The sequence below is a fragment of the Moraxella marmotae genome, assembly GCF_042219885.1.
GTDB lineage: Bacteria > Pseudomonadota > Gammaproteobacteria > Pseudomonadales > Moraxellaceae > Moraxella > Moraxella marmotae.
Window position 1 is genome coordinate 660085 of sequence record NZ_JBHJHR010000002.1, and the last position, 19130, is coordinate 679214.

The window sequence follows — 19130 nt, forward strand, 5'->3', positions numbered from 1 at the left end:
TTTTTAATATTAATTAAATATTAATTTAAATATCAATCAAGCCGATTAATAAAATGTCTCGCCTTGCTGTGCCATCGTGCGTAGTTTTTCTGGGGCTTGGTACGCCTTGCCAAGATGGGCATATTTATCGCACAACGCCACATAATTTGCCACGCCGATTTGGTCGATATAGCGGCATGGGCCACCACGGAACGGTGGGAAACCCACGCCCATAATCATCGCCATATCCGCTTCGCTGGCACTGGCGACGATGTTATCTTCTAGGCAACGCACGGTTTCATTACAAAACGCAATCATCATGCGATCGATGACTTCTTGTTCATCAAAGGCTTGGCTGCCTGACTGCACTGCTTTTAATAGCTCATAAGTGGCATCATCAGCCAGTTTTTTGGGTTTGCCTTTTTTGTCGGTTTCGTATTTATAAAAGCCGACGCCGTTTTTTTGGCCCAGACGCTGATGCTCATACATCAGCTCAGTCGCCCCTTTGTAGTCAGGTTTCATGCGGTCTGGAAAACCTTCTGCCATCACCTTGGCGGCATGCACGCCAGTATCCATGCCCACGACATCAAGCAGATAAGCAGGACCCATCGGCCAGCCGAATTTTTCCATGATTTTATCAATCTGCACAAAATCAGCACCGTCTTTAATCAGCAAATCAAACGCCCCAAAGTACGGAAACAGCACACGATTCACCAAAAAGCCTGGGCAGTCATTGACCACAATCGGCGTTTTGCCCATTTTTTGGGCAAGGGCAACCGTCGTCGCCACCGCCGCATCGCTGGTTTTTTCGCCACGGATAACTTCCACCAGTGGCATGCGATGCACAGGGTTAAAAAAGTGCATACCCACAAAGTTTTCTGGGCGTTTTAGGGCTTTGGCTAGACGAGTGATGGAGATGGTTGAAGTGTTCGATGCCAAAATCGCATCGTCTTTTGTCAAGCTCTCAACTTCTGCCAGCACCGCTTCTTTGACCGCTGGGTTTTCGACCACCGCTTCAATCACGATGTCCGTTGTACCAAAGTCGCCATAATTAAGCGTTGGGCGGATACGGCTTAGGGTCTCGCCCATCTTGGCAGGGGTAGATTTGCCACGCTCCACTTCTTTGGCAAGCAGTTTACTGGCTTCACTCATGCCCAGCTCCAGCTGCTCGCCTTTGATGTCTTTCATGATAATCGGCAAGCCCTTGGTCGCTGCTTGATAAGCGATGCCGCCGCCCATGATGCCTGCACCCAATACCGCCGCTTGGCTGATGTCGTGGGCGTTTTGGCTGTGAGCTTTGGCCAGTTTTTTGACCGCTTGATCGTTTAAGAATAAGCCGACCAACGCCGCTGCTTGCGGTGTCGTCGCTGCTTTGGCAAAGCCTTTGGCTTCAATCTTGATGGCGTCATCACGGTTTAGATTGGCGTGCTTTTCGATGCTCTCAACAGCAATCGCCACCGCAGGGTATTGTTTTGGATTGGCTTTGGCAAAAATCATGCCCTTAGCGGCATTAAACGCCATCGCCTGCTCCAGCTGATTGAGCTTGACAGGTTGTAGCTTTTCGGCACGCTTGGCTTGCCAGTCCAGCTCGCCTGCGATGCATTTTTTGACCAAATCTGTCGCCGATGCCAGCAGAGCATCATCAGCGACCACCGCATCGACCAAGCCCATTTTTAGGGCATCGGCAGGCTTATACGCCTTGCCTGTGGCGATGGCTTCTAGGGCGTTATCGATGCCCAATAAGCGTGGCGTCCGCACCGAACCACCGAAGCCCGGGAAAATGCCAAGTTTGGTCTCAGGCAAGCCAATCTGTGCCGATGTGCCAGCCACTCGGTATTCACAGACCAAAGTCATCTCACAGCCACCGCCCAGTGCTGCCCCATTGACCGCAGCGACTTTTGGGAATGGCAAATCTTCAAAGCGGTTAAAGGTGTCGTTAATGTCAAGCAACCACGCTTCTAGCTCGCTGGGATCTTTTTTGAAATAATCGACAAACTCGGTGATGTCCGCCCCAGCGATAAAGACTTTTTTGGCAGAAGTAACGATTAAGCCCTTGATGTCCGTGGCTTGCTCCAGTGCAGTAACGGCATCGATAAATTCTTGGTTAGTGGTTTTGTCAAATTTATTCACGCTTTCGCCGACAGCATCAAAACGAAATTCGACAATGCCTGCCGATTGGTCGAGATAGTCCACGCCAATGGTTTTTCCTTGATAAATCATGAATACTCCTTCTGAGTGCTAAAAACTAAGCTGCAAGCCGCCCTACACACCAAAGTGGGGCAAACCGCCTGCAACAACACGCCTAATATAGCACACCGCCATACAGATTTCATCTACTTAGCCGACCTGCGATCATGACCAATGGGTCATCAATAAATACAGCCAAATGGCAGCATCTTGTGCTAATTGACGGTAAATTTTGCCAAAATCTTAAAGACAGATTTACAACAATCTCAATTTTTTGTAAGATAGCTGATAAGACAAATGCGATGCGATTGTTAATCAATGTGATTGTTAAAACTGTTATAAGTTGTCAAAATGAGCCAACAAACTTACTACGATATTTTGGGCATCTCGCCAACGGCAGAGACGGCGGTTATCCATGCCGCTTATCACGCCTTGAGCAAAAAATACGCCAACCCATCGGCGGACACCGCCCACATGGCAAGCATACTCAGACAAGCCTATGAAGTGCTGTCTGATGCCAAAAAGCGTGCCGACTACGATGCTTGGCTACGCCAGCAGTCAGCACAGCAAGGCAGTGCCAATGCCGCACCGCCACCGATAAACCCTTATCAGTCGCCCAATCCGTACGCATCGACCAATGATAATAAGCCATCAGGCATTACCAGTTATCGCACAGCAAACCGCTCGGATAAATTGGTAGCCTTTTGGCTGGTCGGTATCGTGCTGGTACTCATCATCGCAGCGGTAGCGATGGCGGCTTATTTATTCTTATCACAGGACACCACCACTGATGACGAACCTGTCGCCCCCATCGCCACCGAGCAACTCGCACCGAGTGAGCCGCCACCGCTGATGCCAGTTGAGCCGACTGTCAGCGTGCCGACTATCTCCCCAGAGCAGCAAAACGCCTATACCCAAGCCCATGCCGACTATCTGGCAGCGGTCAGACGCATTAATGCTGTATGGAATAGCCTGCCCAAGTCCACCAAAGACGCCCTACGCACCGAGCAGCGTGCCATCAACGCCAACCGAGAAGCCTTCTGCCAATCTCAGGCCGCCAGTCAGTACACCGCCGACATCGACATCAAGACCGCTCGCTACTACTGCGAAGTGCCACAGCTGGACGCACGCACCGAAGAGCTAAAAGTCTATGCCGCCACGGTAAACGCACGCCCAAGCAGTATCACGCCTGAGTATCAGATCGATGACACGCCCAGCTACCAAGCACCCAGCAACGACCCTGTGGACAATACCACGCCTGCCGAAGCTCGCGCCCTGTACGATGACGCAGTCGCCAATATCAACGCCATCTGGAACAGCCTGCCTGACGACATCAAAGACGAGCTAAGAGCCGAGCAGCGTGCCATCAACAGCGATCGTGAATCACGCTGCAAGGCATACGCCAAAGCCGCCTACACCAGCCGCCAAGACCAAAGCGTCGCTCGCTATCTGTGCGAAGTGCCAGAGCTGGACAGCCGAGCCATCGAGCTACAAGAATACTACTGATAACCAACAACAGACGATGCACAACAGATACACAACAACGGAGAACACCATGCAACGCCTAGCCATCACACGCCCACTCACCGCCCTACTGGCGGCGGCTACCATCACCGCTACCCTACCTGCACAGGCGGCTGAGTGGGTAGAGATCGATGCCAGTGGTGTCGTGGACAAGGAAACTCGCTATGCCGACTACGACAGCCTACAACAACACAGCTTTGGTTATGGCAGTGGCAACTATTACACCATTTGGTTAAAGACAACCTACCCCAAAGCCCAAAAACTAGCCGATGGCAAACTGTATCGAGAAGCCAAAAGCTACTATTATATCGACTGTCAAAATAAAAGGTTGATTAGTGATGCTGTCCATTATTACACCAGTACAGGCAACACAGTGGACAGTGTCAGCCAATATGTCAGCACCAGCTCATCAAGCAACTGGAGCCGTGCCATTCCTGATAGTGTTGGCGATGGCATCGTTAATAGCGTCTGTAAGCTGGCGAATATCAAATTCGGTCCGCTCTGATTCTGACGATCATCACACGGATAGTCATACCAAGATACCACCAATAAAAATCCGCCTGATTTGGCTGTCAGGCGGATTTTAGCTGTCATAGCTGACAGCTTAGGGCTTGAGTGTCGGCTCATCGCCGTGGGTGATCACTTGCTCATTGACGATAATCTCGCTCACCCCCTGCATGCTTGGCAGCTCGTACATGGTCTCTAGCAGGGCATTTTCGATGATTGACCGCAGACCCCGTGCGCCAGTCTTACGCTCCATCGCACGCTTGGCGATGGCGGTGAGTGCGGCAGGCTCAAAGGACAGCTTGACGCCTTCCATACCAAACAGATATTGGTACTGCTTGACCAGTGCGTTTTTTGGCTCGGTCAAGATCTGCACCAGTGCCGCTTCGTCCAGCTCTTCTAGGCTGGCAATCACTGGCAAGCGGCCGATCAGCTCTGGAATGATACCAAATTTGATCAAATCTTCGGCTTCGACATCACGAAACAGCTCGGTGATGTTGGACTCTTCTTTGGCTTTGACATCGGCATTAAAGCCAATGCCAGTTTTTTCGGTGCGTTGGCGAATCACACGATCCAGCCCAGCAAATGCCCCACCGACAATCATCAAAATATTACTGGTGTCCACCTGTATCATCTCTTGGCGTGGGTGCTTGCGGCCGCCCTGCGGTGGGATATTTGCCACCGTGCCTTCGATGAGCTTGAGTAGTGCCTGCTGCACGCCTTCGCCTGAGACATCACGAGTGATGGACGGATTTTCGCTTTTGCGTGAGATTTTATCAATCTCATCGATATAAATGATGCCTTTTTGGGCTTTTTCGACATCATAATCGGACGCTTGCAGCAGCTTTTGGACGATATTTTCCACATCTTCGCCGACATAGCCTGCTTCGGTGAGCGTCGTGGCGTCCGCCATCGCAAACGGCACATCTAGCATTTTTGCCAAAGTCTGTGCCAGTAGGGTCTTGCCTGAGCCAGTCGGCCCAATGAGCAAAATGTTACTTTTGTTCAGCTCGACACGCTCGCTGTTACCGCTTTCATCATTGCTTGTGTCATCAGCGGCGACTTTTAGGCGTTTGTAGTGGTTGTACACCGCCACCGACAGGGCTTTTTTGGCGGCATCTTGACCGATGACATACTCGTCCAGATGGGCTCGCAGCTCTTTGGGTTTGGGCAGTGGCTTGTTGAGCCATTCGCTGTCGCTGTTTGGCGTGTCAGGGTCATATGATGCTTTTGGCTCGGATTTGTCGGCTTTATCAGCCTTGTCTTTTGTCGATTGGGCAGGCTTTAATAAATCGCCGCACGCTTCGATACATTCATTACAAATATTGGCATTGTCGCCTGCGATGAGTTTTTTGACTTCGTCTTTTGATTTGCCACAGAACGAACAGCTTGGCACTTCGGTTTTGGTCATGATTTATCCTTATTTGGCAAATGGGTTGATGCTTGGACTATAAATTTTGTTGATTGCTTGATTGATTAGTTTATCAGTCAATCACAACGCTTTTGGACGCTTATCCAGCACCACATCAACCAAGCCGTATTCACGAGCTTGCTCGGCACTCATAAAGTTATCACGGTCGGTATCACGCTCCAGTTTTTCAAAAGGCTGACCAGTATGCTCTGCCAACAGGCGGTTTAATTTGGCTTTTAGCTCAATGATTTCTCGTGCGTGAATCTCAATGTCTGACGCTTGACCACGGAATCCGCCCAGCGGCTGATGAATCATCACTCGTGAGTTTGCCAAGGCGTAGCGTTTGCCTTTTTCGCCTGCCGACAACAAAAACGAACCCATCGAACAGGCTTGACCCAAGCAAATGGTCGAAACATCTGGCTTGATAAAATTCATGGTGTCATAGATCGCCATGCCTGCCGTAACCACGCCGCCCGGTGAGTTGATATACAGATGAATGTCTTTGTCTGGATTGTCCGCTTCCAAAAATAGCAGCTGGGCGACGATCAGATTTGCCATGTTATCTTCGACTTGACCTGTCAAAAAAATGACACGCTCACGCAATAATCTTGAGAAAATATCAAATGAGCGTTCGCCACGGCCTGACTGCTCGATAACCATCGGCACTAGGGCATTTTGGGGAGCGTACAGGGCGTCGCTTAATTGATCATAAAATGGGTTTTGTTTGATGTGATTCATAATGTTCCTTGTTGCCATCAGGCGTTGGTATTCTTGAATTTTAAGCTGTTATTAAGCCGTTATTAAGCTGTTGAAATGTTCGGCAGCTTAAGATTTGGCTATCTGCAAGAACAAAAACCCCACGCATACGCTTGGGGCATTTGTCCAAATCACTCAAAACGAGCAATCTGCAACACAGTGTGATTATACAGCTTGTTGTTGTGCTGCCACCAACAAATCTTGGTATTTCACTTGTTTTTCGCTGACTTTAGCTTGGCCAAGCAGATAATCAACCACTTGATCTTCTAACACCACAGACTCAACTTGAGCGCGCTGGGCTTTGTCGTTGGTGTAGTATTCGATGACTTCTTGTGGGTCTTCGTAGTTTTCGGCAGCTTCAGCGATAAAGGCGGTAACACGCTCTTGATCCACTTGCAGCTCTTGGGTTTCGATGATTTGGCTAACCAATACACCCAAACGCACTGCACGCAATGCTTGATCTTCAAACAGCTCATTTGGCAGCATGTTTGAGTCAAAAGTCGCTGGGTTTTGGCCAAATTGTTGGGCAAAGCGGTTTAGCATCATTTGACGCTGGCGGTCAATTTCTTGCTCTAACATCGCTTTTGGCACATCAAATTCGTTCTTTTCTAGCAAAGCATCAAACGCTGCTTGCTTGACTTGGTTGCGGCCAGCGTGCTTAACTTCACGCTCCATGTTTTTGCGGACATCGGCTTTTAGCTTGTCTAGGCCGCCTTCGGTAACGCCGAACAGAGCAAAAAACTCATCGTTCAACTCTGGCAAAGTCGCTACTTTGACTTCTTTGACAGTGATGATAAATTGGGCTTCTTTGCCAGCTAGGTTTGCGGCTTGATAATCTTCTGGGAAGGTTACGGTGATGGTTTTTTCTTCGCCAGCTTTCATGCCTTTCATGCCGTCTTCAAAGCCAGGAATCATGCGGCCTGAGCCGATAACTAGGTTATAATTTTCGGCACTGCCGCCTTCGAATTTTTCGCCATCGATAGAGCCGACAAAGTCAAAAGTCGCTTGGTCGCCGTCTTCTAACGCACCGTCTTTGGTTTCAAAGGTTTGGCGTTGTTTTTGCAAGTTTTCGATCATGCCATCGACATCTTCGTCAGAAACGCTAGCAACTTGGCGTTCAACTTCGATTTCGCCCAAGCCTTGGATTTCAACTTTTGGGAAAGTCTCAACAGTGGCTTGATATACCAAAAAGTCGTCTTCTAGCTTGACATCGTCAATGTTTGGCACGCCAACCACACGGATTTTTTCGTTTGCTAGAGCTTCAAAAACGGTATCACGAATCACATCATTGATGACTTCTTGTTGGATACCTGCACCGTATTGGGCACGAATGTGCGATACTGGCACTTTGCCTTTGCGAAAACCGTCGATTTTGGCGGTTTTCGCCACGCTGCGGATACGGCTTTCAACTTTGCTTTGGATATTGCCCACTGGTACTTTGACGGTCAATTGGGTTTCTTTGTCAGATAAAACATTGACAGCTACTTGTAAATCGCTCATAACTCACCTTAAATAATGTAGAAAAATAAAAAAATGGTCGGTCCAAAGACCAAAATCTGGTTGTATCATTACTGGTTATGCAATTATTATCCATTCTGATTTTAGAACAATTAATAATGAACATTAATAATGTACACATAAATCTATTATAAGCAATACAGTATAGCCAATCATCGCCAAAATTACAACCATTACCGCATCTAAAACCACATCTAAAGCACAAAATAAGGCACAAAAGTTTGCCAAAGTTTATCAGCAAATGACCGCCAAATCAGCTGCCCAGCGTTCGGCAAATGCGCGTTGAAAATGTACATCGATTTTTTGGTCAATTGCTGATAAATTGTCAATAAAACACTGGCAAATTACGGCACGCCAGCGGCAATCTTAAGCGTCCGCTTGTAGCTGTGCCAGTAGGCTTTGCAGGGCTTTGGCACGGTGGCTGATGGCGTTTTTGGCACGCTTTTCAAGCTCGGCGGCACTTTTACCAAGACTTGGCACAAAAAACAGCGGATCATAACCAAAACCATGCTCGCCACAAGGTGCGGTCAGTACTTGCCCATGCCATTTGCCGATGGCAATCAGCGGCATCGGATCGGTGGCGTGTCGCACCAATGCCAGCACGCACACAAAAAACGCTTCGATTGGCTCATCACCACGAAAAGGCAACAAGTCGCTCAGCAGTTTGGCGTTATTGGCAGCATCATCGCCGTGCGTGCCAGCATAGCGTGCCGAATAGATGCCGGGGGCGTTGCCCAGCACAGGCACGCACAGCCCTGAATCATCAGCGATGGCAGGCAGTCCGCTGGCATCGGCAGCGTGGCGTGCCTTGATGATGGCGTTTTCGATAAAACTTGCCCCATCTTCGATGGCATCGCCAATGCCCAAGCTGCCTTGGGTGATGATTTGCACATCTAAGGCGGCGGCATCAAATAACGCCTGAAATTCTGCCACTTTGCCTTGATTATTACTTGCCAAAACCCAACGCTGGGCGGTTGTCTGATTCATGATTTATCCTTAATTTTCATAACAAGTTAACCAAAATTTTGCTCATCTGACAGCAGCGAGACGACGGCACTGATTGGCAAATGATCCGATAAGACAGACCACGGCACGCCATCATGCACCATCGCACGCTGCACCGCCAAGCCACGCACATAGATGCGATCTAGGCTTAAGATGGGCATCTTGGCAGGAAAAGTCGCTGGCTGGCTGGTTTGCACTTGCCCAAACACTTCTGTCATGCCAAGCGATGCCAGAGCTTGGCAGGATTTTTTTGACCAATCATTAAAATCCCCTGCCAGTATCAAAGGCAGCTTTGGCGGCAATTTGGCAATATAATCACCAATCGCACGGTACTGCTTGATACGATCTTGGTGTCGCAAATTCAGATGACAGCACAGCACAATCACAGGCTTCGCCCAGCCATCAGGCTGCACTTGGCAATGCAGCACGCCCCGCCGCTCTAGGCGATTGACGCTGATGTCCAGATTGTGCCAAAAATGCAGCGGATAATGCGACAGCACGGCATTACCATGATGACCATGTGGATATTGGGCGTTTTTGCCGTAATGACAAGTCGCCCCCAGCGATTGGGCGAGCCATTGATGCTGCACGCCATCAGCAAACTGGCGTAACTTATCGATACGCTTTAGGTTTTGCCCTTGCACTTCTTGTAGGCAAAGCACATCAGAGCCAAGCGTCGCCAATGCTGCCGCCATCTGACCCAGACGCACCTGCCGATTTAGCGGCGACATGCCTTTATGGATATTATAACTGGTGATGGTGATGGCTTTCATATGTGCGTGAGTTTGGGCAGATTTGGGCAAACTTGAGTGAATTTGGGCAAATGTGAGCAAATTAACAGCATCAATTAGCCAAAAAACACAAATATTGTAGCACAAATTGACGGCTGATTTGCCAATATTGCTAAGATTTGGCAAAATATTGCCCATGCCACTTGTAAAATCCAAAATCGTACGCACTTATTATGGTACGCTTTTTACGATATGCTTTTGCTTTGATGATATATTTGATCACATACTTGCCGACTTTTGCCCAGATGGATTGATTTGGCAAACTTGAGCTTGGCAAATTTATCTGACAATGAGCGACTTGATTTAATTTTAATTTAATTTGATTTAACTTAAGGATATGACATGACAACGCCGACTCAAACACACATCAATTTGACCGACAGCCCGCTTGATGCCGCCTTGCAGTTGGTGGATTTTGATAAAGCCACACCAGACACGCTGCTAGTGCTTATCCAAGACGCCTTGGCAGCTGCCAACGCCAAACTGGACGCCATCGAGTCAAGCGATCGCCCTGGTACTGCCACCGCTGCCTTGGCGGTGATTGATGAATTTCATGCACTCAATGAGCAAATCGAGCGACATTTTGGCATCTTATCGCACCTAAACAGTGTCGCCAGCACCGATGACATTCGCCATGCCCATCATGAGATTTTGCCAAGCCTATCCGCCTTTGGCACACGAGTGGGGCAATCGGTGGCTTTGTTTGAGCTGTATCAACTGCTTGATGAGCAATTTGGCACGCTGCCAGCTGATAAGCAAAGTGCCGCCCAAAAACAAGCCATCAAAAAAGCCCTGCAAAGTTTTCGTCTGTCAGGAGTGGCGTTAAGCGATGATAAAAAAGCGAAATTTGCCGAAATCCAAAGCAAATTATCCCTAGCATCTGCCAAATTTGCCGACAATATCATGGACGCCACACGCCACTTTGTCCGTCCGCTACAAGCCGATGAGTTGTCTGGCATCAGCGACAATGGCTTGGCACTGCTAAAATCAGCTGGCGATGCCTATCGTGCCAAGCACCCAGATGCCACTTTGCCGACCGACTATGTCGCCACGCTAGATGTGCCGATGTATCTGGCGGTGATGCAATTTGCCGACAACCGAGAGCTAAGACAGGCACTGTATCACGCTTATAACACTCGTGCGTCCGACCAAAGCCCTGATACCAAAGACTTTGACAATGCCGCCATCATGGTGGAGATTCTTAATCTACGCACCCAAAAAGCACAGCTTTTGGGCATGGCAGATTATAGCGAATATTCTTTGGCGACCAAAATGGCAGACAACAGCGATGAGATTGAGAAATTTTTGCTGACGCTGACCGCCGCCGCCAAGCCGCAAGCCATCGCAGAATATCAGCAGCTACAAGACTACGCCAAAAAACTTGGCTTGGGTGAGCTACAGCCGTGGGATATCGCCTATGTGAGCGAAAAAATCCGCCAAGACCAGTTTAGCCTAACCAGCGATGAGCTAAGACCGTTTTTCCCATTGCCTGTGGTGCTTGATGGCTTGTTTGAGATTTGCCGTGCGTTGTTTGACATTGACATTCGTACGGTGGATAAGCGTGCGTATTCGGCATGGCATGACGATGTGCTGTTTTGTGAAGTGTACGACAACGCCAGCGGTCAGCTCTTAGGCGGTATGTACTTGGATTTATTTGCACGCACTGGCAAACAAGGCGGTGCTTGGCTTGACGATTTCCAAAAACGCCAAATCAAAGGCAACAACAAACGCCTGCCTGTGGGCTTTGTGGTGGGTAATTTTGCCCCACCGACAGGCGACAAGCCAAGCCTGCTGTCGTTTGACGAAGCCAATACCCTATTCCACGAATTTGGCCATGCCCTGCACCATCTTTTGACCGAAGTGGACATTGCCGATGTCGCTGGCATCAGCGGCGTGGAGTGGGACGCTGTCGAGCTGCCCAGCCAGTTTATGGAAAATTTTGCCATCACTGACGAAGGTATCCGCCTAATCAGCCGCCATGTCGAGACTGGCGAGCCGTTGCCTGATGACAAAAAAGCCGCTCTCATCGCCGCCAAAAATTTCCAAACTGGACTACAAACGCTGCGTCAGATGGAATTTGGCTTGTTTGATTTGCGACTGCACACCAAAACCATGCCAAACTTTGGTGATATTGGCTATCAAGACATTTTAAATGTCGCCGACACCGTGCGAGATGAAGTCGCAGTCGCCATACCGCCTGCCTATCAGCGGTTTGGTAATGGCTTTAGCCACATTTTTGCTGGCGGCTATGCGTCAGGCTATTATTCTTATATTTGGGCAGAAGTGCTGTCGGCAGATGCGTTTGGCAAATTTGAAGAAGACGGCATCTATAATGCCGACACAGGTCTGTCATTTAGAAAGCAAATTCTGGCAAAGGGCAGCTCTCGTGATGCCAAGGCAAACTACATCGCCTTTCGTGGGCGTGAAGCAACGGTCGATGCCCTGCTGCGTCATCGTGGTCTGAGCAGTCAATAAGCCAAGCATAAGGATAAATCATGCGTTATCAATCAAAACGCCCAAAACGGCAATTTTTGGCATCGGTCGCTTGCCCAAACTGCCAAAAAACCGATGTCATCGTGCAGGTGCAGATTTTTGAACCTGTTGCCGATGAGTACATCGAGTGCATCGAATGCGGCCATCAAGAACGCCGCCCAACGCCAGAAGAGACGCTGATTATCCAACAAAACAACGCCCAAGCGGACGGCGTGGGCGTGGTGAAATTTAAATAATCATCAATCAACCTGACGGAATATCTTCAGCGTCCGTCAGGTTTTTTTTTTGCTATGATTGATAAAATTGATAAATTTAGACAATTTGACCAAATGATTAAATCGACAAATTTAATCATTTGAGCAAATCAAAATTAAATCAAGCCCAATCTACTGGGTAATTTGCCAAATCGTCTCCACGCATTGCTTTAATAATTGCAGGCTCGGATTGTCTTCGTATTCGTGGGTATAAATAAAATGCAGCGGCAGGGTCTGGCGATATTTTTCGATAACCGCAATCGGTCGCCCTTCGTCAATGGCTGCATCTGCTTTATTGCTTGGCACCATCGCCACGCCGATGCCATTTGCCACCAAGTCAATAATCGTCTGCGGATAATCGCACCAAATTTGTCGCTTGGGCAGCAGGCGGTTGGCTCGCCAAAATTTGTGCAAATGCTTGTGGCTGCTTGCCACGCCAGACATCTCAATCCAAATATAGCTTTCAAGTGCTGCTGGCAAATTTTGCTGAATATTGTCGTATTCTTGTTTTGGGCAAATCAGCGAATAAGCAATGTCCTGCAAAAACAACGCCCGAATGCCCCGATGTTCAGGATAACCCAAGAAAAATCCGCCGTGCAGCGTTTTGTGCTGAATCCGACTCAAAATCTCGCCGCTCATGCCGTACTGAATGTGCAGCTGCGTGCGTGGTGCAGCATTATCAATCATCGCCGTAACGGCAGCCAATTTGTCCGAATCCACGGGGTGAATCAGTCCCAATTTGACTTCTTCGGCATAATTTTCTGCCAGCGTTCTGGCAAAATAGTCCAGTTTGTGCTTATGGCGTAAAAACGCCTCCGCCTCAGGCAAAAATGTCTCGCCTGCCCGTGTCAATACCATACCGCTGCTGGTGCGAATAAACAACGCAACGCCCAGCTTGCCCTCCAGTGCTTTAATCTGTGCCGATACCGCTGGCTGAGATAGGCAAAGTTGCTCCGATGCCTGTGTCAAATTGCCCTGATGAGCGACGGTAACAAACGATTTGAGCTGGTTGGTATCCATTCTTTCTCCCTTTTTGTCCATTTGTTGCTTTTTGCAACAAATCTTTTTACCATATTTTTACCAACTATCCAAGCAAAATTTTTATAAAAATCAAAACCCTTTGCCCTATCCATCAGCAAAACTGATGGCTTTCATTAAAAAATAAGATTAGCATTCATCGCCATAGTGCTTTTAAATATCAGCAACAGTGGAAACTGTTGTTAATATAATTAAGGAGAAAGATATGGAACAGCAAACGGTGCATAACATTTTGCGTCATCAGGAGTTTCAAAAAATGGCGCGTCAAAAGGCTTTGCTGGGCTGGGGATTTTCGGCGGTGATTTTTTTTATGTATGTCGCCTATATTTGGATTATCGGCAGTATGCCAGAGTTGCTAAAAGTGCCTGTTTCACCAGACGGTATCACCACTTGGGGCATTTATGCTGGTATTTTTGTCATCATTTTTTCATTCATTACCACTGGGATTTATGTCAAAATCGCCAACGGCAAATTTGACAAAATGACGCAAGATGTCGTCAAAACTGCACAGGGAGAGTTATCATGACCAAAGCAAAATGGCTGGCAGCAGCAGCGGCATTATTTGCCCATAATTGGGCTTATGCCGACGCCATCAGTGGCGAAGTAACCAAGCAACCTTTGAACATTCCTGCCATTGTGATGTTTTTTGTCTTTGTGGGTTTTACGCTTGGGATTACCGCATGGGCTTCTAAGAAAAACAAATCCACCAAAGACTACTACACCGCTGGCGGTGGCATCTCAGGTTTCCAAAACGGCTTGGCGATTGCAGGCGACTTCATGTCGGCAGCGTCATTTTTGGGCATCTCAGCGATGGTGTTTTCTAACGGCTATGACGGCTTGATTTATTCTACTGGCTTTTTGGTCGGCTGGCCGATTGTACTGTTTTTGATTGCCGAGCGTCTGCGTAACTTGGGCAAATTTACCTTTTCAGATGTGGCCGCTTATCGCTTAGAACAAACGCCTGTCCGCTTGTTTGCCGCTTCTGGCTCGATTTTGGTGGTGATTTTTTATCTCATCGCTCAGATGGTCGGTGCAGGCAAATTGATTCAGCTATTGTTCGGTATGGATTATCTGTATGCCGTTGTTTTGGTTGGATTTTTGATGGTGTGCTATGTGCTGTTTGGCGGTATGCTGGCGACCACTTGGGTACAGATTATCAAGGCGGTAATGCTGCTGGCTGGGGCAAGTTTTATGGCATTTGTTATCCTAAAAAATGCTGGCTTTAGCCTTGAAACCATGTTCCAACAAGCCGTTGATATTCACGAAAAAGGCGTGGACATCTTAGGTCCCGGCTCATTGGTACAAAACCCAATTGACGCATTGTCATTAGGCTTGGCGTTGATGTTTGGTACAGCAGGTTTGCCACATATTTTGATGCGGTTTTTCACCGTGCCTGATGCCAAAGAAGCTCGCAAATCGGTCTTTGTCGCCACTGGCTTTATCGGCTATTTCTATCTTTTGACCTTTGTGATTGGTTTTGGTGCGATTATCTTTGTTACCAAGGACAACCCACACTTCTTTACCGAGATGATCAAAGAAGGCAAAACGGTCTTTGAAATGGTTGGCGGCACAAACATGGCGGCAATCCACCTATCAGAAGCCCTTGGCGGTAACTTGTTCCTAGGCTTTATCTCTGCCGTTGCTTTTGCCACCATCTTGGCGGTCGTTGCAGGCTTGGCATTGTCAGGTGCATCAGCAATTAGCCACGACATTTATTCATCAGTTATCCGTAAAGGCAAAGCCACTCAACAAGAAGAAATGCGTGTCTCTAAGGCTACAACCTTGGCGTTGGGCGTGTTGGCGGTGTTATTCGGCGTGATGTTCGAAAAACAAAATGTCGCCTTTATGGTTGGCTTGGCGTTCTCTATCGCTGCCTCTGCCAACTTCCCAATCTTGATGTTGTCAATGTTCTGGAAAGGCTTGACCACAAGGGGTGCGGTTGTCGGTGGCTTTACAGGTCTGATTTTGGCTGTTGGCTTGATTGTCCTAGGCCCAACCGTTTGGGTCAGCGTACTGGGTCATGAGCAAGCGATTTTCCCATACGCCAACCCTGCGATTTTCAGTATTCCAGCAGCGTTCATCGTCAGCTGGCTGGTGTCAGTGTCTGACAACTCTGCTCGCAGTAAGCAAGACAAAGCTGGCTTTGAGAGCCAATATGTCCGCTCAATGACAGGCATCGGTGCTGCCGAAGCGTCTGATCACTGATCGACAGTCGTCTTGTACTCATCAGGCAATGGTCAGTCCATTGCCTGATTTTTTTACGCTCCATTTTGCCAGCTTATCGCACGCCCAAGATGGCAACAAATCAAATCCAGCCAGTCATGGATTGATTGCCGATTGAGTGATAAAATAAAATGGATTAATAGGCTTTGGCGTATTTGTCTTATGTTTTATATAAAGAATGAATATTAAATGACTTAAAAATAAAAATGGGAAAATGCAAGAATGAACGATAATAAAACAAGCTTTTTAGAACATAAAGAAACCTACGATAAGCCCATGTTCTAAAAAAAATATCTTTTTATTTTTAAATCCTGCCGTTACCTGTTTAAGTTTTTTATTAATGGGGTTTTATAGTATTGTCATCACCGCTGTTTGTCTGTATGCCACCATGATGGTTTTTGGTAAAAAAATCATTGCCCTTGGTGTCATCAGCCGTTTTTTATATACAGAGCATGGGATATGTGGGGTTGATTTTATTTTTCAAAGCCAATGTATCAACTGCGGACTATGAGCCGCCAACTAAATAAAGCAAGCACGACAAATACCGCAAAATTTAGATAACCAAAAATAAAAACAGCCCCAATTTTCACTAGGGCTGTTTTTAACGCTTGATATTGGATTATTTGCGTTTTTTGCGTTGGATAGCGTGAATCGCACGACCATCAGCAGACAATGCCGCTTCGTGTACCGCTTCTGACACGGTTGGGTGGGCAAAGGTCATCAATTGCAAATCTTCGATACTAGAAACGAACTCCATCGCAATCATGCCTTGATGGACGATGTCGCCTGCACCAACAGCCACAGCGTGCATGCCTAGCAAGCGGTCAGTCTTAGCATCGGCAACGACTTTAATCAAGCCCACGCCTTCGCCTTGAGCCAAAGCACGGCCGTTAGCAGCTAGGCTAAATGAGCCAGTTTTGACTTCGTAGCCTTTTTCGATGGCCGCTTGCTCAGACAAGCCAACCCACGCAATCTCAGGGTGAGTATAAATCACGCTGATGATGGTGTCATAATTGACTTGGGCTTTTTCGCCATGAATGCGTTCAACCGCCATCATGCCTTCTTCCATCGCTTTGTGGGCAAGCATTGGACCACGCACCAAGTCGCCGATGGCATAGACACCATCAAGGTTGGTTTTGCATTGATCATCAACCGCCACCAAGCCACGCTCGGTAAGCTCGATGCCACAGCCTTCGGCAAGCAGTTTTTCGCTATAAGCACGGCGACCGACACAGACAATCAGCTTATCAAAGGTTTCTGTTTTGGTCTCGCCTTTGACATCGATGGTAACGACCACTTCACCATTGACCACTTCAGCATTGGTCACTTTGGTATCGACACGGATATCCAAGCCTTGTTTTTTGAGCAGTTTTGCCGCTTCTTTTGAGATTTCTTTATCCGCTACCGCCAAAAACTCTGGCATCGCTTCATAAACAACCACTTCAGCACCCAAACGACGCCATACCGAACCCAGCTCCAGACCGATAACGCCAGCACCGATAACGCCCAGACGCTTTGGCACTTCCGAAAATTCCAACGCACCTGTTGAATCGACGATAAATTCGCCGTCAGTTTTGGCAACTGGGATTTCGATTGGCACAGAGCCTGCCGCCAAGATGACATATTTGGCGGTGATTTCGGTTTCGGCATCGTCTGCCAAAGCGGTAAATTTGACTTTTTTGTCCGCTGATTTGCCATCAACCAGCGTACCCCAGCCTTGTAGCCAGTCCACGCCATTGCCTTTTAATAGGCCAGCGACGCCAGCGGTCAAGCCTTTGACGATGCTGTCTTTACGCTCTAGCATCTTGGCAATGTCAATATTTACATCGCCAGTGCTGATGCCGTGATCTGCCAACTCGTGCTTGGTGGCTTCGTAGCGGTGTGAGCTGTCAAGCAAGGCTTTTGATGGGATACAGCCGACATTTAGGCAAGTACCGCCCAATGCAGGCTCTCCTTTGTGAACACGCTTTTCGATACAAGCCACGCTAAAGCCAAGTTGCGCACCACGAATGGCAGCTTCATAACCGCCCGGACCACCGCCAATCACGACTAAATCATAAGAAGTTTTCATAAGTATCTCTTTTGTGAAATTTTACCACACAAACAACTGCCAGTTGATGCCAGCAATTGTTTGCCAATTTATATTGCGTATGATAAGTATTTGGGATAAATATCAATCAATATTAATCAATTAATCAATTACAAATCTAGCAATAGCATTGATGGATCTTCGATAAGCTCTTTGATGGTAACAAGGAACTGTACCGCTTCTTTACCATCAATCAAGCGATGGTCATAAGACAATGCCAAATACATCATCGGCAAAATCACCACTTCGCCATTGACTGCCATTGGTCGCTCGTTGATGGCGTGCATACCTAGGATAGCGGTTTGTGGTGGGTTGATGATTGGTGTTGATAGCAGTGAGCCGAACACACCACCGTTAGTGATGGTGAATGTGCCGCCAGTCATCTCTTCGATTGCCAATTTGCCTTCACGGGCTTTGATGGCATAATCACGGATACCTGCTTCGACATCTGCCATGCTCATGCGATCGGTATCACGCAATACCGGCACAACCAAGCCACGATCTGACGATACCGCCACACCCACATCATAAAAACCATGATAGATGATGTCGTTGCCGTCAATCGAAGCGTTCACCGCTGGGAAGCGTTTTAGGGCTTCGGTGGCTGCCTTAACAAATAGCGACATAAAGCCCAATTTTACGCCGTGGCGTTTTTCAAAGCGGTCTTTGTACTTGGCACGCAAGTCCATCAACGGCTTCATGTTCACTTCGTTAAAGGTGGTCAGCATCGCTGTTTCTTGAGTGGCTGATAGCAGACGCTCAGCGATACGCTTACGCAAGCGAGTCATCGGCTCACGCTTCTCGACACGCTGACCGACCGCTGTGGCAATCACTTGGCCATTGTCAGATTTTAGGGTTGGGTTGACCATATCTGACTTGGTTACACGGCCGCCACGACCTGTGCCTTGGACATCGGCAGGATTGACGCCAGTTTCTTTGGCAGCTTTACGCACGGCTGGGCTTTGATCTTTGTATTCAGCTTCGGCAGCAGCATCTTTTGGCTGCACTGGAGCTGCAACTGATGATGGGTTTACAGTAGTATTGCCGTCAGCTTCGTCTGTGCTGGCAACTTTGGTTTCACCAACTGGAGCAGCAGCACCCGCTTCAAAGATAGCAACCACTTCGGCTGATAGTACGGTGTCGTCCACATTTTTGACGATGCTGGTGATCACGCCATCATCAGGGGCAACGATTTCTAGCACAACTTTATCGGTTTCAACTTCAGCAAGCAACTGATCACGGCTAACCGCTTCACCTTCGGCAACATGCCACTCAACGATTGTACCGTCTTGAACTGATTCTGGAAATACTGGGGCTTTGATTTCAGCCATGATAAACTCCTTAAAGTTTATAAATCA

Annotated in this window: 15 protein-coding genes; 6 read left to right on the plus strand and 9 right to left on the minus strand. The window is 48.0% G+C overall.

Annotated elements, in window-relative coordinates; genetic code table 11:
• Positions 1-45 precede the first annotated feature (45 nt).
• Complete coding sequence (gene fadB / locus ACFBZI_RS03255) at positions 46-2199, minus strand: fatty acid oxidation complex subunit alpha FadB (protein WP_375715004.1); 2154 nt, start codon at positions 2197-2199, stop codon at positions 46-48.
• A 318-nt stretch (positions 2200-2517) separates the two neighbouring features.
• Here fadB and ACFBZI_RS03260 point away from each other — a divergent pair, with 318 nt between their 5' ends.
• Positions 2518-3672, plus strand: a complete 1155-nt coding sequence (locus ACFBZI_RS03260) for a DnaJ domain-containing protein (RefSeq protein ID WP_375715005.1) — start codon at positions 2518-2520, stop codon at positions 3670-3672.
• 16 nt (positions 3673-3688) lie between these two features.
• Positions 3689-4195 carry a surface-adhesin E family protein gene (locus ACFBZI_RS03265; protein WP_375715006.1) on the plus strand — a complete coding sequence of 169 codons (507 nt, stop codon included), beginning with the start codon at positions 3689-3691 and terminating at the stop codon, positions 4193-4195.
• Between the two features lie 99 nt (positions 4196-4294).
• On the opposite strand, the gene clpX is transcribed toward ACFBZI_RS03265, so the two are convergent.
• The 5 genes from clpX to ACFBZI_RS03290 form a co-directional block, all read right to left on the minus strand.
• The gene (gene clpX, locus ACFBZI_RS03270) at positions 4295-5605 is read right to left on the minus strand and encodes an ATP-dependent protease ATP-binding subunit ClpX (RefSeq protein WP_375715007.1); all 1311 of its coding nucleotides are present in this window, start codon (positions 5603-5605) and stop codon (positions 4295-4297) included.
• An 81-nt stretch (positions 5606-5686) separates the two neighbouring features.
• Positions 5687-6343 (minus strand): ATP-dependent Clp endopeptidase proteolytic subunit ClpP, encoded by a 657-nt coding sequence (gene clpP / locus ACFBZI_RS03275; protein WP_375715008.1) that lies wholly within the window; start codon positions 6341-6343, stop codon positions 5687-5689.
• 183 nt (positions 6344-6526) lie between these two features.
• A complete protein-coding gene (gene tig, locus ACFBZI_RS03280) occupies positions 6527-7861 on the minus strand; it encodes a trigger factor (protein WP_375715009.1) in 1335 nt (444 codons plus the stop codon).
• Positions 7862-8245: 384 nt separating this feature from the next.
• On the minus strand, positions 8246-8866 hold the full coding sequence (rdgB, locus tag ACFBZI_RS03285) for an RdgB/HAM1 family non-canonical purine NTP pyrophosphatase (RefSeq protein ID WP_375715010.1): 621 nt from the start codon (positions 8864-8866) through the stop codon (positions 8246-8248).
• 26 nt (positions 8867-8892) lie between these two features.
• A complete protein-coding gene (locus ACFBZI_RS03290; RefSeq protein WP_375716304.1) occupies positions 8893-9657 on the minus strand; it encodes an endonuclease/exonuclease/phosphatase family protein in 765 nt (254 codons plus the stop codon).
• A 360-nt stretch (positions 9658-10017) separates the two neighbouring features.
• Between ACFBZI_RS03290 and ACFBZI_RS03295 the strand changes: the two genes are divergently transcribed.
• Positions 10018-12150, plus strand: a complete 2133-nt coding sequence (locus tag ACFBZI_RS03295) for a M3 family metallopeptidase (RefSeq protein ID WP_375715011.1) — start codon at positions 10018-10020, stop codon at positions 12148-12150.
• A gap of 20 nt (positions 12151-12170) precedes the next feature.
• Entirely contained in the window at positions 12171-12404 is a 234-nt protein-coding gene (locus ACFBZI_RS03300; protein ID WP_375715012.1) for a YheV family putative metal-binding protein, read from the plus strand.
• 150 nt (positions 12405-12554) lie between these two features.
• Here ACFBZI_RS03300 and ACFBZI_RS03305 read toward each other — a convergent pair whose 3' ends face one another.
• The gene (locus tag ACFBZI_RS03305; protein WP_375715013.1) at positions 12555-13442 is read right to left on the minus strand and encodes a LysR family transcriptional regulator; all 888 of its coding nucleotides are present in this window, start codon (positions 13440-13442) and stop codon (positions 12555-12557) included.
• 223 nt (positions 13443-13665) lie between these two features.
• On the opposite strand from ACFBZI_RS03305, the gene ACFBZI_RS03310 reads away from it, so the two are divergent.
• Positions 13666-13986 carry a DUF485 domain-containing protein gene (locus ACFBZI_RS03310; protein ID WP_375715014.1) on the plus strand — a complete coding sequence of 107 codons (321 nt, stop codon included), beginning with the start codon at positions 13666-13668 and terminating at the stop codon, positions 13984-13986.
• Positions 13983-15665, plus strand: a complete 1683-nt coding sequence (locus tag ACFBZI_RS03315; RefSeq protein WP_375715015.1) for a cation acetate symporter — start codon at positions 13983-13985, stop codon at positions 15663-15665. Before ACFBZI_RS03310 ends, ACFBZI_RS03315 begins: the two co-directional genes overlap by 4 nt.
• Positions 15666-16302: 637 nt before the next feature.
• Here the strand turns inward: ACFBZI_RS03315 and lpdA are convergent.
• Both lpdA and odhB read right to left on the minus strand, forming a co-directional pair.
• The gene (gene lpdA / locus ACFBZI_RS03320; protein ID WP_375715016.1) at positions 16303-17754 is read right to left on the minus strand and encodes a dihydrolipoyl dehydrogenase; all 1452 of its coding nucleotides are present in this window, start codon (positions 17752-17754) and stop codon (positions 16303-16305) included.
• 128 nt (positions 17755-17882) lie between these two features.
• Complete coding sequence (gene odhB, locus ACFBZI_RS03325) at positions 17883-19103, minus strand: 2-oxoglutarate dehydrogenase complex dihydrolipoyllysine-residue succinyltransferase (protein ID WP_375715017.1); 1221 nt, start codon at positions 19101-19103, stop codon at positions 17883-17885.
• Positions 19104-19130 lie beyond the last annotated feature (27 nt).